Raw genomic sequence first — 11,830 nt, 5'->3', positions numbered from 1 at the left:
TCCAACCGGTCAGGATTGACCTGTTTTACTCCCTAAAAACCAGTAAGATAGACCTATGCTTGAGAAAGTTAACAAGCACACAGGTTTCCAATCTCCAAGGCCCACAAGCAAGTGTTTGCTGTGGGTTTTTTTATGGCGCAAAGCGAGGAGGTGATGATGGCATTTGAGCGATTGGACTTATCGCAGTTGCCCATTCCTAAAGTATTAAAACCCTTAAACTTTGAGCAGCGTCTAGACGCATTAAAGCAAGCATTGCTGCAAAAGGATAGCGCACTCCAAGAGGTAGTAAACTTGGAAAGTGAACCTCTTACTAAACTGTTAGAAGTCATGGCATATCAAGGACTGACTCAGCAAAGCATGCTAAATGATGCAATAGAAGCGAACTTGCTCGCGAGTGCTTCAGGGAGTGATTTAGACGCAATCGCAGCGAGGTTTAATGTTGCAAGGCTTGGGAATGAGGATGATGAGCGTTTAAGAGCGAGAACGCAATTGGCGTTTGATGGACTGAATACCGCAGGGAGCGCGGCCTCTTATCGCTTTCATGCATTGTCGGTGAGTAATGAAATTTGCGATGTGCAAGTTCATAGTCCGAGGCCATGTGAAATAGAACTAACCGCCTTGAGTCGAATAGGGAAAGGTACACTAAGCGCGGAGCTGCTAAATAAATTACACGTCGCCTTTACCCCTGAATCGTCAACTCAGCCTGAAGTCTCTAAAGTGAGACCGCTTGGCGATAGAGTCACAATCAAGCAGCCACAGATATTGACGTTTAACATTGATGCGGAACTTGAGATTTTACCTGGCCCGTCGCCAGAGGTGATTGTGGACAGTGCCTCAGCCGCGCTCGACGCTTACTTAACTGAAAGACGTCAGCTTGGTCGGCAGATCACGCGAGCGGGCATTAGCAATGCTCTGTTTTTATCCGGTGTTGAAAACATTAGGTTGGAGTCGCCAAGTGAAGACATTATACCTCTAGATATTGAGGTGGCGTATTGTCAGCAAATGGATTTGCGAGTAAAGGTGAGGGGGCAGGATGACTAAGCTTTTACCTCACAATGCGTCAACCTTAGAGCAGTGGTTAGCAGAGCTGCAAGCCAAACCTCGAACTATCCGAGCGGGTTTATTAGCGGCCTTAAAACTTGAACAGCGCAGCGATGATGAGCTAGTGGAAATTGCGCGTTATCTCTCGTTGACGGAGGCCGATTGTCTTGATTTACGCAGCGCACTTAAACGCTTATCAAGCAATAAGCTGCTGCCAATTATTTATTCTCAAGTGTTTTTCCCAAGGGATGCACTTGAGCGGCTAGCGATAAGTGTCGGACTAAGTGGGCTCTCCCTCAAGGATGATGAAGCTCGAGCCCAATTGCGTGATGCTTGTGTACTGAACGATACTCGGCTGCTCTTAACGAGTCTTTGGCAACCCGACCTTTGTCCTGAGCCTTTATTGCCTTTTTTGGCGTGGAACTACTCAGTGGATGAGTGGGATGAACATTGGCCTGTGGCGATTAAACGCCAAGTCATTACGGATGCGTTCACGGTTCATCAGTGCAAGGGAACCCCATTTGCGCTACAAAAAGCGCTCGATAGTCTCAATATTGAAACCGAGATCAAGGAATGGTGGCAGCAGGAAGATGGTTTGCCTGGCACTGTGCAGATCTGGGCGCTTATTAATCAGAATTTGGACGACCAACAACAAGGATTGTTGACCTCCCAGATGCTCAAACGTATTCGCCGTGTGGTAAACGCAGTGAAGCGCGGTGCTATCCATGTTGATTTACAATTGGGTATTGCGCTTAAAGAGCAAATTGGTGCGGCAGGTCTTGGAAAAGCGCCTTTGAGTCTGAGCAATACCCAAGTGTTGGGGTTAGGGGTAAAACCTGAGCAAGGCAAAGCCGTATTGGGGACATGTGGCCATATAAATCACTATGGCTATCAAATGTTAAATACCGAAAGCGCAGGCGTTTTACCTAGTGAAACGCAGGCAAGTTTAGGTGTGTTAGCGGTTGCAAAACAGCTGAATGCACAAATGCATACCAGCCAAGGAATAGGCATTCATCCTGATGAGTTAATGCAAGGAGTGGTACTCGCCAGTGGTATGCACCGACTTCAATATCAACATTATCATTTACAAGGAGCGACTTAATGTCTGCACTAACGCTGCAGTTTACCCATGCGGGACTTGATGCCCTACTCAGCGCTCAAGCGCGAGGCTTTAAGGGGCAAATCAGCCATATGGCGTTTGGCGATGCTGCTTATACGCCATCACAAAATCAAACTGAGCTACGCAGCCTTAAAGAGCGTGTAGCTATTGCCGACAGCGACTATCAAGACGGTGAAAGTACGAGCCTTAAAATTGCAGGCAAATTCGACGCACCACTTGAATATGCCATCAGAGAAATTGGCGTTTATTTAGATAGCGGCGCAGTAGACGCAAGCGGTGAGCCGGAGCTGATTTTGCTGGGGGTTTACTCAAAAGCCAACACCACACTTGGCTACCGTACACCTGACGTTAAAGTACTACAGTGGTTAACGTTAAGTTTGGCACAGCTGCCTAGTGAGAGTATTGAGGTAAAGCTGGGGGTCGACAATCTTAATCTGATTGTTGACAAAGAGCTTGCTGAAATAACGCTTACGCAGCTAGATACGATGCATCGGCAAATCAAGCAAGAATTTCGTTTGCAACAACAGGAAACAGCGCTAAGTGAGCTGAAACAATTGCTCACCAGTGAAGTGACACGATTAGATACAACACATGCCGCTCGGCTAGATAATCGCGTAGCAGCATTCCATGGCTTATTTAACGCAGAACTTGCCAATGTGACGACAGTACAGCTAGACACCATGAACCGCCAAACCAATCAAGAAATTAGATTAACCAATCTTGAGCATCAATAAGGAAACACTATGTCAAATGACAATTTAACCATGACGGAGCGCCTGAGCCAGGTTGCCACACGTGCCAATGCACTGTGCCAAACTGTTGAAGATCAGGTTGGGATTATTCAAAGTACTTTATCGGAAACGGTGACAGATGTTAAAGGCCAAACTTCTCAAGCTATTAACACGGCACAGACGCAGTTTTCAGAATTTAGAGAAAACGCAGATGATAGGTTTAACAAACGTCTAGAAGGCGATTCATCGAAAGAAGTCATTGATCTCAAACATCTAGATGAAAACACATTTTATGCTCTTAGCTTTCATCACCCAAAAATGCTTGATGTACGCCTAGAAAGGTACGTTCATTTAGATGGAAATGGCAAGGGTTTACTAGAGTTTCAGGTTCAGCTTCAAAATTGGTCTAGTGGTGGAGATTTCCATTTCGCAATCCAAAAGGCACATGCATACTCTTCTCATCCTTTTGTTGCGAAAGTGCTAGGTGCGTCTACACCTTATACGTCTTCTATTTGGCTGAGAGGTGGTTTTTCATATGTACTTTATACGTCAGGCCATTACTCGAAGCGTTCCATTATTGAATCTAATACACAAGTGGTTGAAAAAATCAGCGATACTGACTATTACTTGCCGCCGATAACTGAAGTGCATAACAGCGTTGTTCCTAATAGATATATTCGAGGTAATTAATTATGGAAACTGAACTATTTACACAAAAGCAATGGAATGAAATTAGAGATATTCGAAACCGACTACTCGTTGAAACAGATTGGACACAAGTATCAGATTCTCCACTTAGTGAAAGCAAACGTGCAGAGTTCAACGATTATCGAGCACAATTAAGAAATTTGCCTAACCAGTCTGAATCTCCGGATCAGGTCGTTTGGCCGGCAAAGCCTGAACTCTAAAATCTCTGACCTTCTTTCGGGCGTTTCGTCCATCTTCGGCTTTTTAATCTAGCCAATTTATAATTTGAGAGCACAACTATGCATCGACAAACCTTGATAGCTAAGGTGTTGGCGTGCCTGAGTGCCGGTCTGTCTGAGCTTGCTCAAGTTGATTTACTAAAAGCAAGCCAGCCACAACCGGATTTAACAGAGCGTGCACAGCTTACCCTAATCCCAACCGCTGAGCGACAAGCCAGTGAACTGCAAGCGAAGGGCGCCGACAAAGGCGTGACTTATGGGCCTGCGTACAATAAAAACCTGAGCCCAAATGCACTCGACAGACGAGTGATGACGTTGCAGCTTGAACTGGCGCTTGAAGAGGCTGAACCCTCGGCGTTGATAGCGCGGTTGGATAACTTGGTCAGTGCCGCTGAGGCTTCGATTATAAAGGACGAAACGCCCGTCCCTTGGCAACACTTTATTTGCGAAAAAAGCAGTTTTAGTTATAGCAACCAAGTCAATTCAATGCTCGCTAAGGCGACGCTGACTTGGCAATTTTATTACCAAGTTGAGTATCCCGAGGAGGCCGGTGTTGAGGTGACAGAAGTGTACCTTGGCCCGCATGGTGGCGAGCATCGCTTAATTTACAAAACCCCAGAAGAAGGACCGATAGCGTGATAGCGAATCAACATTTTTCAGACTTAGCCGTGTCCGACTTACAGCAGCGTCTTACTAAGTTAATTAGCCTAGGAACGGTGCATGAAGTGGACTACGAAACGGCGACCGTCAAGGTCAAAATGGGTGATTGGATCACGGCAAAGTTACCTTGGCTAACGGCGCAAGCTGCTCATGATATGACTTGGCAAGCACCTGAAGTTGGTGAGCAAGTGATGGTGTTATCTCCCTGTGGAGATACTTCCCAGGGAGTGGTACTTGGCAGCTTGTATAGTCAAAAGTTTGCGCCAAAGCAATTGGGAGTAACGCCTGAAAATCGCCCTGATGTTCATAAGGTTCAATATCAAGATGGCAGCTCAATCACGTATGACCGAAAGAGTCATCGTTATTTGATTGATATTCAAGGAGCGGATGCCACTGTGGATGTGCTTTCTGCAGGGACGCTGAATATTACAACAGCCAAAGACATCCGAGTAGAAACACAAGCTAATGCGACTGTGTTGAGTGCAAAAGATGCAACTTTGAAGTGTGATGGAAGTGCTTCTGTTCAAGCGGGGGGGGACGTCAGTGTTGAAGGAGCAAGTATTGCCTTAAATGGTGGCTCACCTTGTGTGACTACGGCACATGTTTGTCATTTTACTGGCAGTCCACATGGTGATGGCTCATCTACAGTTACAGCGGGGAAGTGACATGGCATTAGATGCAAACGCATTAGAAAACATGATCAAAGCGGAGCTTGAAGCTGAGGGGTTTGTGTTGGCAGGTGCGCATGCAGGAGCTGGTAAACTGGCTACTGCGATCGCTAAAGCCGTAGTTGAACATATGACTCAGGCTGCGGAGGTTCCTGTATCAGGAGGCTCCAGCGCGGGAATTTACAAGGTGACTTAAGGAGTCGTCATGATAGGAATGAATGCCAAAACGGGCAAGCCGCTCGGTGGTGTTGAGCATCTAAAACAGAGTATTCGCGATATTGTGACCACGCCACTTGGGAGTCGCGTGATGCGACGCGATTATGGCTGCGGTTTATATGAGCTTGTAGATAGGCCTTTTTCTCACTCTCTGGTAGGGGATATCACTATGACCATCGCCAATGCACTGGAGAAGTGGGAACCACGCTTTCAACTTGATGGTGTTGCGGTACATCCAGCAGGAGAGGGCAAGTTGTCTATCGAAATAAAAGGATTGTATTTAATCAACGGGGAGCCTGTCACCATCGAGGGTATCCAAATCTAAGTCATTTTTTATTCACCTTATCCGTTAGGTATAAGGTCAACAGACCCTGGGCCATACAAGGCAGCTTGTATGGCCTTTTTTATTCTCTAACTGACATGTCTTTAAAGGAGATAACTATGTCAAAATTTCTACACGGTGTAGAAGTCATTGAGGCGCAATCCGGCACGCGTCCAATCAAAACAGTAAAAAGCTCAGTAATTGGTGTGATTGGTACTGCACCTAGTGCAGATCCAGAAAAGTTTCCACTTAACACACCTGTATTGGTTGCTGGTAAACGTGCTGAAGCTGCACCGTTGGGCACAGAAGGAACACTACCTGCGGCAATGGACGGTATTTTTGACCAAGCTGGTGCGGTAGTCGTTGTGGTTCGTGTCGATGGTGCTGATGAAGCGGCAATCATGTCAAACATGGTTGGCGGTGTGGCAGCAGACGGTTCTTATGAAGGTGTACAAGCTTTCCTTGGTGCTGAGTCTGTACTTGGCGTAACACCACGTATTCTTGTGGCGCCAGGTTATGCACATCAACGCCCTGAAGGTAATCGTAACCCAGTTATTACAGAACTTGTGAATGTGGCTGAGCGCCTTCGCGCGGTTATCATCGCAGATGGTCCAAATACAAACGACGAAGATGCAAAAACATATCGTGCCGACTTTGGTTCGCGTCGTGTGTTCGTTGTTGACCCTCATGTCAAAGTATTCCGCGATGGCAAAACAGAAGTTGAACCTGCAAGTGCACGTGTTGCGGGCATGATTGCTAAGTCGGACAATGACCGAGGCTTTTGGTGGAGCCCAAGTAATACCAATATGAACGGTATTGTGGCAACTGCACGTCCTATCGACTTCCAGTTGGGCGATGCTAACGCGCGTGCGAATATGCTGAATGAAAAAGAAGTGTCGACCATTATTCGTCAAAACGGCTTTAAGCTTTGGGGTAACCGTACTTGTTCTGACGACCCTAAATGGGCATTCCTGTCAGTGGTACGTACCGCAGATATGATCAACGACTCACTACTGCGTGCGCACATGTGGGCAGTTGACCGCAATATCACCAAAACTTACATCGAAGATGTTACGCAAAGTGTTCAGTCATACCTAGATAGCTTAAAAGCACAAGGTGCAATTCTTGGCGGTCAAATTTGGGCTGATGAAGAGTTAAACACACCGGCCAATATTCAAGCGGGTAAAGTGTATTTTAGCTTTGACTTCACGCCGCCAACACCGGCTGAGCACATCACCTTCAAGAGTATTCTAACTAACAACTACCTAGAGGAAATCGTATAATGGCAATCTCTCCAAAAATTCTTAAAAAATTCAAGCTGTTTGTAGACGGTAAAGGCTATCTAGGTATCGCTGATGAAATCCAGCTACCAAAAGTAACCGTAAAAACTCGCGAAGTGACGTCGGGTTTCCAAGCGCCGGTTGAGCTTGATGTTGGCCAACTTGAAAAGCTAGAAGGCACAATCACGTTACTTGAATACAACGCTGACATGATGAAGCTACTTGGCGATTGGAGCGGTGCAACAACGCCATTAACGGCTCGTGGTGCAATCCAAGCGCAAGGCGAAGCGCCAGTACCAGTGGTGGTTACGCTTGAAGGCTTCTTCAAAGAAGTGGATATGGGCAGCTGGAAAGATGGCGAGGAAGCTAAGCTTACGCTGCAATATGCAATTCAGAAGTACAAGCTACAGATAGGTCAAGATGTGATTTACGAAATTGACCTATACAACGACGTTCGTACCGTTAATGGTAAGGACCAAATGGCAGCACTTCGCGCAGCAATCGGAGCTTAATCCATGAAAGAAATCATTACCTTAGCATTCCCAATTACGGTCGATGGGCATGAGTATGCAGAACTGACAATGAGACGACCAAAAGTACGCGATCGGTTAATGGTGGATAGAGCGGATATCAGCGAGTCTGAAAGCGAAATTCGTTATTTCTCGCACTTATGCGAAGTTTCTCCAGATATCATCGAAGAGCTTGATTGGAGTGATTTTGTGAAGCTGCGAGAAACGCTACAAGCTTTTCTCGTGTCCCGCCAAAGCGCTTAAAAGCCATGGTTATCGCTCTGGCCAAATATACTGGCTGGGGCTTGGCCGAACTCAACGCGCTGACCGAAGACGAACTCATCGAGTGGTTTGAAGCAGCGCTTGATTACAAACAAGCGACAGAAGCGGGCTAAACCGATGACCGCAACCGCCCCTTAACCCTTTAAGGGGCGCATTTCCATACTTTTAGACGCTTTAGCTTAGGCCTCAGCTTAAGCTAAAGCGTTTCACTTTTCTCTATTTTCCTCAGGTAACGCCATGACAAAACAAGGTAAACAGGTTCGTTCACGAGAGGCGAACAAAGTCAAAAATAAGTTGCCACAGGTAACTTCGCTTGCTAACCAAGTTGCACATTTAGGTAGTCTAGTTGCAAAGCTCAATGCCAATTCAGCGACTAGTGCGCAGATCCAGCAATTAATCTCCATCATGACTCAACTTAATGCCAGCGCGGTGTTAAGTCCACAGGCTTCATTCTCAGTACCTGAGTTTCAGGCACCTGCCGCTGGTGAAAATGCTGTGCCTAGTAGCCAGTTGGTGCAGCAAGCTGAGCAGGTCATGTTGGCGTTGCCCGATTCTTTACAGCATGCGATAAGTGGCTTGTCTGAACGGGTTGCTGAACTAGATTTCAGCGCCGCAAGCCAAATCGTACAAGTTGAATTGGCGGCATTAGCCGAACACGTTCCTTCACTTTTTAACGCAATTTCCGTTGCACCAGCCGTGACTGCGGCGACAAATGCATCCAAGCAAGGTCAATCTGTAATCGATGCTCAGCAGCAATTTTGTCTAGATGCAGCGTCATTGGGCCAAGCTTTGCCGGAATTTACAGCGAGTTTAGATTTGGCTGCTTTGCCAAAGCAGCTGCTCGAAACAGGCAGTTTGTTGAGCAATATTGAGTTTGCAGAGGTACTCAAAGGAGAGCTTGGTTCGTTAACAGAAGCTGCTCCTGCGTTATTAACTCAATTTGGCTTTGACGATGCGGCAAATGTGGTAACGCAGTTTGCGCCAGCTGTGAATCAATTGGATATTCCAGGACTTATTCAAGGCGACTTACAAAGTCTGCAGCAGGCTTTGCCAAGCTTGCTAGAAGCCGTTGATCTTAAGGCATTGAACCAAACTCTCGCACAAGAAGTTCCGGCGCTGGCACAACTTGATTTAGCCGGGCTTGCTAATGGTGAGCTGGGGTCGTTGGCCGCAACATTACCAAACTTACTTGAGGCGGCGGGACTTGATGGTGCCGCAAACTCGGTATCTGCGGCTTTGCCAGCGCTACAACAATTGGACTTAGGAGCAATTGCGGATGGTGATATCCAGTCGTTGCTACAAAGTGCTCCTGCATTATTAGATGCATTGGATATGCAAGGTGCGTCACAGGCTTTTGGTTCAGTTCTTCCTATCGCTGAAAAACTCGATTTTAAGGGCTTAATGGATGGTGAGCTAAGCAGCTTAGTGGATGCCGCACCTGAAGTGCTTAGAGCATTTGAACTTGGCGATGCTGCGGATAAGCTACAGGCTGCGGTTCCTGGCTTAAAACAACTGAATCTCAAGCAAATTGCCAGCGGTGACGTATCAAGCCTTATGGCGGCAGGTCCTTCATTACTAAAGGCATTTGAGTTAGACGGTGCAGCTGGTGTACTCGAAGGCGCATTACCGGCATTAGAAAAACTGGATGTCGACGCGATTTTAGGGGGCGACATCAAGTCCCTTGTAAGTGCAGGGCCTGAACTGTTGAATGCATTTGGGCTAAACGATGCGGCAAGTGTACTTGAGCAACACGCTGATCTACTCTCCAATATTGATTTAAAAGGCGTTCTCAAGGGAGATTTATCTTCACTTACCAACAGCTTACCAGATTTATTTGGTGAGTTTGGATTAGACGGTATTAGCGATGATTTATCCGAGTCGTTTGCTGAGTTAGAAAATGATGTTGAAGAGAAGAAATCTACGCGTAAAAAAGGACGCAAGAAGCGAGGCAGAAAGCGTAACAAGCGAGCTAGGTCTTCTAATCTAGCGGATAAACAAGAAACGTCGGCGGATCGCGAGCACAAGCCGCGCAAAAGCAACAAACGAGGCGCTAATAAACCCGCTTTGAAACTGTTGGACGGCGGGAAAGCCCCCAGCGTAAAAGCACAGCTAGATAATCAAGCATCGCAACCAAAGTCCAAAGCAAAAGTCAAAATGATGGCTGCCGCAAATGATGCTAGTTATCAAAAGCTTGGCAGTTTCTCTCCAGCTAAAGGTGGCAAACTTGGCCAGTTATTCAAGGGGTCTAAAAAGTTACTTGGGCGTGCGGCTGCACCGCTTAGCGTGGCGTTAGGTGCATTCGATGCGTTCACTGCATTAACTGATGACACGTTAACGACTAAAGAAAAAACCACTCAGGTTGGATCGGCTGCGGGTGGCGCGGGCGGCGCACTCGCTGGCGCCGCTGCAGGCGCGGCAATTGGCTCGGTTATTCCTGTAGTTGGCACTGCAATTGGCGGCTTAGTCGGTGGTGCACTCGGCGCGATGGGCGGTGAGTCAATCGGTGGTTGGTTTGGTGACAAACTTGGTGGTTGGTTCTCTGACGATGCTCAGGACTCAGCGTCAGGTACCTCGAGCCCTTCGGTGACAGAGCGCTTGCTCGATAGCGCAACGAGTTTTGCCACCATGGGGCCGCTGGGCTTAATTGGCGACACCCTAGGCGGTTGGTTATCAAAAGGCGATGAAAACGTTGCGCAAACAGACAGCAAAACGGCTGCGATTAGTACGCCTCAAAACAGTGAAGCAACAAAAAATAACGCGCTCGACTTTGTTAAAAATAATGTCATTAATGAGCTGAATTTAGCCACCGGCACGGCTGCTGCGTTTGCTGCTAATCAGGGGATGACAACCGGCAAAATACACGGCGTCAGCAAGGCGGGTGATTTGGTAGGCAGAGCGCTAAACGCACACACGGTATGGGAAACGCTCAATAATGATGGACTTTCTGTTAGAGAAAAGGCGGCTGGCATTGGTAGCACGCTAGGCGGCATGTTTTCTGCCGACGCGGTATCTGGTGCACTGTCAAAAAGCAAAAATCCCTATGTGAGAATGGCGGCCCCTATGGCGGGTTACCTTACCAACAACATGGTTGGTGATACCATTAAAGGTTGGTTTAGCGAGGACAAAACATCAGCTACCAATGAGGCTAAAGCACCGGATCTAAATAGTTTAAATCAACTGAATGCGAGTGCGAATAAAGCATCTGAATATTCATCCGCGCCGCAATCGAGCGCAGCATCGGTAACGGTGAACGCCAATATTACTGTCAATGCAAAAGATGGCCAACAGGCTTATGAGGTTGCGCAGCAAGTGAAGCAAATGTTGGATCAGCAGCAGCAACAAGCAGAGCAAGAGCTTAGTGCTCGATATTACAATCAAGTGGCATAACGATAGAGGACTAAATGAGCAAAGTTAATCATGCTAAACATATGATGCAACTGGGAGACTACAAGTTCTCAGTAAGCACCGCAGCGTTTAATAAGCTCCAGTACGATTCTCAATATCGCTGGGAAGCCCACAAATCTCAGACTGATAAGGATTCTCCGCCGATGCAATTTATTGGCGTAGGAGAGCAAACCTTAAACATTGAAGGGGTGATCTTCCCGCAAATTGTGGATAACGGCTTGAAGCAGTTAGACATGATGAGAGATGAAGCCGCCAAAGGGGAGCCGATGACGCTTGGCTATGTTGAAGAAAGTGGGAAATCTAGTCCAAGCGTAGGGCGCGTGATGGGTAAGTGGGTCATCAAACGGATAAGTGAAACGCGGACCTTATTTTTTAATGATGGGATCCCACGAGAAATCCAATTTTCAATGGAGCTCAGCCGCTATTAAGCGCGCTGGGTGCTAAGGAGTCGTTATGAGCAAAGGGGTAACTTATATTACGCGAGATGGCGATTGTCTCGATCTCATCTGTTTTAAGCACTATGGCCGCAGTAGTGGCATGGTAGAAAAGGTGCTAGAAGCCAATCATGGCTTGGCAGAGCTTGGGCCAATTTATTCGGAGCAGATCAGTATTTTTCTTCCCGAAATCGCTAAACCTACTGTGTCTAAAGTGATCAATATTTGGGATTAAT

The 11,830-nt window shown here is 47.0% G+C and carries 16 protein-coding genes; all 16 read left to right on the top strand.

Annotation, left to right across the window (positions count from 1 at the left end):
* Positions 1-132: 132 nt before the first annotated feature.
* The 16 genes from BB427_RS08405 to BB427_RS08335 all read left to right on the top strand — a co-directional run bounded on the left by BB427_RS08405 (position 133) and on the right by BB427_RS08335 (position 11,829).
* Positions 133-1,041, top strand: a complete 909-nt coding sequence (locus tag BB427_RS08405) for a baseplate assembly protein (protein ID WP_240703381.1) — start codon at positions 133-135, stop codon at positions 1,039-1,041.
* Positions 1,034-2,143: a phage tail protein I gene (locus BB427_RS08400; RefSeq protein ID WP_069020253.1), complete on the top strand. Its 1,110-nt coding sequence runs from the start codon at positions 1,034-1,036 to the stop codon at positions 2,141-2,143. Before BB427_RS08405 ends, BB427_RS08400 begins: the two co-directional genes overlap by 8 nt.
* Positions 2,143-2,895, top strand: coding sequence for a phage tail-collar fiber domain-containing protein (locus BB427_RS08395; protein WP_069020251.1), 753 nt, complete (start codon positions 2,143-2,145; stop codon positions 2,893-2,895). The genes BB427_RS08400 and BB427_RS08395 overlap by 1 nt, the downstream gene beginning before the upstream one ends.
* A gap of 9 nt (positions 2,896-2,904) precedes the next feature.
* Entirely contained in the window at positions 2,905-3,582 is a 678-nt protein-coding gene (locus BB427_RS08390) for a hypothetical protein (protein ID WP_069020249.1), read from the top strand.
* A gap of 2 nt (positions 3,583-3,584) precedes the next feature.
* Positions 3,585-3,800, top strand: coding sequence for a tail fiber assembly protein (locus BB427_RS08385; protein ID WP_069020247.1), 216 nt, complete (start codon positions 3,585-3,587; stop codon positions 3,798-3,800).
* A 78-nt stretch (positions 3,801-3,878) separates the two neighbouring features.
* Positions 3,879-4,457 carry a hypothetical protein gene (locus tag BB427_RS08380; protein ID WP_069020244.1) on the top strand — a complete coding sequence of 193 codons (579 nt, stop codon included), beginning with the start codon at positions 3,879-3,881 and terminating at the stop codon, positions 4,455-4,457.
* Positions 4,454-5,143, top strand: coding sequence for a phage baseplate assembly protein V (locus BB427_RS08375; RefSeq protein WP_069020243.1), 690 nt, complete (start codon positions 4,454-4,456; stop codon positions 5,141-5,143). Before BB427_RS08380 ends, BB427_RS08375 begins: the two co-directional genes overlap by 4 nt.
* A 1-nt stretch (position 5,144) precedes the next feature.
* The gene (locus tag BB427_RS08370; RefSeq protein WP_017218946.1) at positions 5,145-5,342 is read left to right on the top strand and encodes a hypothetical protein; all 198 of its coding nucleotides are present in this window, start codon (positions 5,145-5,147) and stop codon (positions 5,340-5,342) included.
* Positions 5,343-5,351: 9 nt separating this feature from the next.
* A complete protein-coding gene (locus BB427_RS08365; RefSeq protein ID WP_017218947.1) occupies positions 5,352-5,687 on the top strand; it encodes a GPW/gp25 family protein in 336 nt (111 codons plus the stop codon).
* A 116-nt stretch (positions 5,688-5,803) separates the two neighbouring features.
* A complete protein-coding gene (locus BB427_RS08360; RefSeq protein WP_045988655.1) occupies positions 5,804-6,967 on the top strand; it encodes a phage tail sheath subtilisin-like domain-containing protein in 1,164 nt (387 codons plus the stop codon).
* Positions 6,967-7,476, top strand: a complete 510-nt coding sequence (locus BB427_RS08355; protein ID WP_010378397.1) for a phage major tail tube protein — start codon at positions 6,967-6,969, stop codon at positions 7,474-7,476. The genes BB427_RS08360 and BB427_RS08355 overlap by 1 nt, the downstream gene beginning before the upstream one ends.
* A 3-nt stretch (positions 7,477-7,479) precedes the next feature.
* Entirely contained in the window at positions 7,480-7,737 is a 258-nt protein-coding gene (locus BB427_RS08350; protein ID WP_010378399.1) for a phage tail assembly protein, read from the top strand.
* Positions 7,738-7,742: 5 nt separating this feature from the next.
* Complete coding sequence (locus tag BB427_RS24790) at positions 7,743-7,868, top strand: hypothetical protein (protein WP_017218950.1); 126 nt, start codon at positions 7,743-7,745, stop codon at positions 7,866-7,868.
* Between the two features lie 124 nt (positions 7,869-7,992).
* Complete coding sequence (locus BB427_RS08345) at positions 7,993-11,142, top strand: phage tail protein (RefSeq protein WP_069020241.1); 3,150 nt, start codon at positions 7,993-7,995, stop codon at positions 11,140-11,142.
* Positions 11,143-11,156: 14 nt separating this feature from the next.
* Positions 11,157-11,588, top strand: coding sequence for a phage tail protein (locus tag BB427_RS08340; RefSeq protein ID WP_010378403.1), 432 nt, complete (start codon positions 11,157-11,159; stop codon positions 11,586-11,588).
* Between the two features lie 25 nt (positions 11,589-11,613).
* Positions 11,614-11,829, top strand: a complete 216-nt coding sequence (locus BB427_RS08335) for a tail protein X (protein WP_010378405.1) — start codon at positions 11,614-11,616, stop codon at positions 11,827-11,829.
* Position 11,830 lies beyond the last annotated feature (1 nt).

It is taken from the genome of Pseudoalteromonas sp. BMB (assembly GCF_001709235.1).
GTDB classification, from domain to species: Bacteria; Pseudomonadota; Gammaproteobacteria; order Enterobacterales; family Alteromonadaceae; genus Pseudoalteromonas; species Pseudoalteromonas maricaloris.
The sequence above is the reverse complement of the archived record's forward strand: the minus strand, read 5'-3'. Positions and strand labels throughout refer to the sequence as shown.

Excerpts from the sequence above, each read along its gene's own strand:
- BB427_RS08405 (WP_240703381.1), top strand. The coding sequence starts at position 133 with ATGGCGCAAAGCGAGGAGGTGATGATGGCATTTGAGCGATTGGACTTA.
- BB427_RS08400 (WP_069020253.1), top strand. The coding sequence starts at position 1,034 with ATGACTAAGCTTTTACCTCACAATGCGTCAACCTTAGAGCAGTGGTTA.
- BB427_RS08395 (WP_069020251.1), top strand. The coding sequence starts at position 2,143 with ATGTCTGCACTAACGCTGCAGTTTACCCATGCGGGACTTGATGCCCTA.
- BB427_RS08390 (WP_069020249.1), top strand. The coding sequence starts at position 2,905 with ATGTCAAATGACAATTTAACCATGACGGAGCGCCTGAGCCAGGTTGCC.
- BB427_RS08385 (WP_069020247.1), top strand. The coding sequence starts at position 3,585 with ATGGAAACTGAACTATTTACACAAAAGCAATGGAATGAAATTAGAGAT.
- BB427_RS08380 (WP_069020244.1), top strand. The coding sequence starts at position 3,879 with ATGCATCGACAAACCTTGATAGCTAAGGTGTTGGCGTGCCTGAGTGCC.
- BB427_RS08370 (WP_017218946.1), top strand. The coding sequence starts at position 5,145 with ATGGCATTAGATGCAAACGCATTAGAAAACATGATCAAAGCGGAGCTT.
- BB427_RS08365 (WP_017218947.1), top strand. The coding sequence starts at position 5,352 with ATGATAGGAATGAATGCCAAAACGGGCAAGCCGCTCGGTGGTGTTGAG.
- BB427_RS08360 (WP_045988655.1), top strand. The coding sequence starts at position 5,804 with ATGTCAAAATTTCTACACGGTGTAGAAGTCATTGAGGCGCAATCCGGC.
- BB427_RS08355 (WP_010378397.1), top strand. The coding sequence starts at position 6,967 with ATGGCAATCTCTCCAAAAATTCTTAAAAAATTCAAGCTGTTTGTAGAC.
- BB427_RS08350 (WP_010378399.1), top strand. The coding sequence starts at position 7,480 with ATGAAAGAAATCATTACCTTAGCATTCCCAATTACGGTCGATGGGCAT.
- BB427_RS24790 (WP_017218950.1), top strand. The coding sequence starts at position 7,743 with ATGGTTATCGCTCTGGCCAAATATACTGGCTGGGGCTTGGCCGAACTC.
- BB427_RS08345 (WP_069020241.1), top strand. The coding sequence starts at position 7,993 with ATGACAAAACAAGGTAAACAGGTTCGTTCACGAGAGGCGAACAAAGTC.
- BB427_RS08340 (WP_010378403.1), top strand. The coding sequence starts at position 11,157 with ATGAGCAAAGTTAATCATGCTAAACATATGATGCAACTGGGAGACTAC.
- BB427_RS08335 (WP_010378405.1), top strand. The coding sequence starts at position 11,614 with ATGAGCAAAGGGGTAACTTATATTACGCGAGATGGCGATTGTCTCGAT.